We start from the raw sequence: 1,136 nt of genomic DNA, 5'->3' as shown, positions 1-1,136 counted from the left end.
GATGACGATAGTACGGGGTTTTGATGCAGTCAATTTTCTGGCTGTACTGTTTGTATGCCTCATCTTGATGTCAATTGTGCTGATGGATATATTTCGTTACAAACCGGCATACACGAAGAAAAACAAGATGTTGATCCTGCTGATGCTGTTGTTGATAGGCACCATTGTCTTTGGCAGGGGGGTGGAGTATCTGTTTTTGAATTTTTCCAAGGGGATGGGTTTTATCAATCACAAGGCCATTATCTACGGGATACCGTTAGAGGTGGGGCCAATGCTCATCTGTCTGTTGTTTGACTCACACACGGCCATAATATTCTCATTTATCATAAGCATGATAAGCGGCATATGGCAGGAGGATGCCTTTTATGGCTTTTACGTTTTTACGGGCAGCATTGTAGCTGTTTTCAGTGTGCTCCGATGCAAGAAGCGCACCGACCTCATTAAGGGTGGCATGTACATCAGCGGGGTCAATATCATATCGGCCATAGTGGTCTCCTTACACGAGCGATATCTGACGCAGCACATCCTGCAACCCATTATCTTTGCCGCAACATCGGGGATAAGCGTGGCGGCATTTGTGTCGATTATCCTGCCCGTGCTCGAGTACACGTTTAAGGTAAACACCGACATAACGCTCCTGGAGCTGCTGGACCTCAACCAGCCGTTGATGAAGTCCCTGATGATAAACGCCCCCGGCACCTATCACCACAGCGTGATCGTGGGCAACCTCGTGGAGACGGCGGCTGAGGACGTGGGTGTCAATCCGCTCCTTGCCAGGGTCACCGCATACTACCACGACATCGGCAAGATCAAGATGGCCGACTACTTTATCGAAAATCAATCAAATGCCGTAAACAAACACGAAAAACTGACCCCGCACATGAGCAGTCTCATCCTGATCTCGCACGTCAAGGAGGGCCTGGAGCTGGCCGATGAGTACAACCTCCCCGAACCCGTAAAGGACATCATCACGCAACACCACGGCAGGAGCATCATGATGTTCTTCTACCAGAAGGCAAAAGAGGAACAGTCCGAGCCACCAAAAGAGGAAGACTACAGGTACCCCGGGCCAAGGCCGCAGAGCAAGGTGGCAGCACTGGTCATGATAGCCGATGCCATTGAGGCGGCCTCACGCG

At 50.6% G+C, this 1,136-nt stretch carries 1 protein-coding gene; it reads left to right on the top strand.

The features are described from left to right. Window positions 1-82: 82 nt before the first annotated feature. Window positions 83-1,136, top strand: a 1,054-nt coding sequence (locus HWQ67_RS19275; protein WP_255317363.1) for an HDIG domain-containing metalloprotein, incomplete at its 3' end; no start/stop codon positions are given.

Origin of the sequence: Candidatus Magnetobacterium casense, from assembly GCF_019173545.1 — a bacterium.
In the GTDB taxonomy this organism is placed as follows: Bacteria; Nitrospirota; Thermodesulfovibrionia; order Thermodesulfovibrionales; family Magnetobacteriaceae; genus Magnetobacterium; species Magnetobacterium cryptolimnobacter.
The sequence above is the reverse complement of the archived record's forward strand: the minus strand, read 5'-3'. Positions and strand labels throughout refer to the sequence as shown.